The organism is Clostridium tagluense (assembly GCF_003865095.1).
GTDB lineage: Bacteria > Bacillota > Clostridia > Clostridiales > Clostridiaceae > Clostridium_AD > Clostridium_AD tagluense.
The window spans coordinates 1-1,015 of record NZ_BHYK01000115.1 but is presented as its reverse complement, the minus strand read 5'-3'; the positions used below and the strand labels follow the sequence as shown (position 1 = coordinate 1,015).

Genomic DNA, 1,015 nt, shown 5'->3' with positions numbered 1-1,015 from the left:
ATAAAAGATGGTAAAGGTCTTTATGTAGTCAGAAGAACTAAAGCAAAATCTATGTTGATAGAGGTATGCTTCATTGATACGGCAGATGCTAACCATTACTTAAGCGTAGGGTATAAAGCTATTGCTAAAGCTATCGTAGAAGCTATTATAGGACAACTATCAACAAAGCCTTCAATAGTTACACCTAAAGTTTCAGCCTTTCCAAAAACTGGTGTAGTTAAGGCGACAAGTTTAAATGTACGCAGTGGTCCTGGCGTTGGTTATAGTTCAATAGGTATGCTAGAGAATGGTACCAAGGTTACTATGGCATCCGAAAAAAATGGATGGTATGATATTTTTTTTGGTAATCATGGTGGATATGTAAGTGCAGAATTTATAAAATAATAAAATTTTAGGAGGAATATTAATGCAAAATTTATTAAATGTAGGTACAATATTAGCGGTAGCGTTTGGGATAGGAGCTGCAACATTATTTTTATTACCATTACTAAAAAAGAAAGGTGTAAAAATAGATGAGGTGCTTGAAAAGGCAGAGATAGTGCTTGGTGGAGGCCAAGCAATTATTAATGCAGCGGATAAACTTTTACCTGGCAATCCAACTGTAGATATTTTAAATTTAGCAGAAAAATATGCAATAATTGGTGTGCATCAAGCGGAACAATTATATATAAAAAGTAAATTAGGCAAAAATGAAAGAAATACAAAATCTAAAGAAACTATAGCTGCAGCATTAAAATTATTAAATATAGAAGTCACAGCAGATGTGGAAACAGTAATAAATGGAGTTATAGAAGCTGAATGCTTAGCTCTTGGCCATAAAGACTTGACAGAGACAGAAAAACAATCACAATTGCAACAATTCCAAGTCCAGGCAAGTCAATTACAAGCAGAAAATACACAACTTAAACAGACCATAGCAACCATACAAGGGGCTGTACAAGTAGCAGCACAATAATTCAAACCTCAGGGACTAATCTCCTTGGGGTCTTTTTTATTTTTTGTTAATTTATATATA

The 1,015-nt window shown here is 33.7% G+C and carries 2 protein-coding genes; both read left to right on the top strand.

Annotated features, from left to right (window positions below; genetic code table 11):
- The coding region (locus tag Ctaglu_RS24765) for an SH3 domain-containing protein (RefSeq protein WP_148097613.1) at nucleotides 1-384 on the top strand (384 nt) is incomplete at its 5' end.
- A 22-nt stretch (nucleotides 385-406) separates the two neighbouring features.
- Nucleotides 407-955: a hypothetical protein gene (locus Ctaglu_RS24760; RefSeq protein ID WP_125006723.1), complete on the top strand. Its 549-nt coding sequence runs from the start codon at nucleotides 407-409 to the stop codon at nucleotides 953-955.
- The last annotated feature ends 60 nt before the right edge of the window (nucleotides 956-1,015 follow it).

Bases quoted from the DNA above. Each gene is read 5' to 3' on its own strand.
- Ctaglu_RS24760 (WP_125006723.1), top strand. From the start codon at position 407: ATGCAAAATTTATTAAATGTAGGTACAATATTAGCGGTAGCGTTTGGG.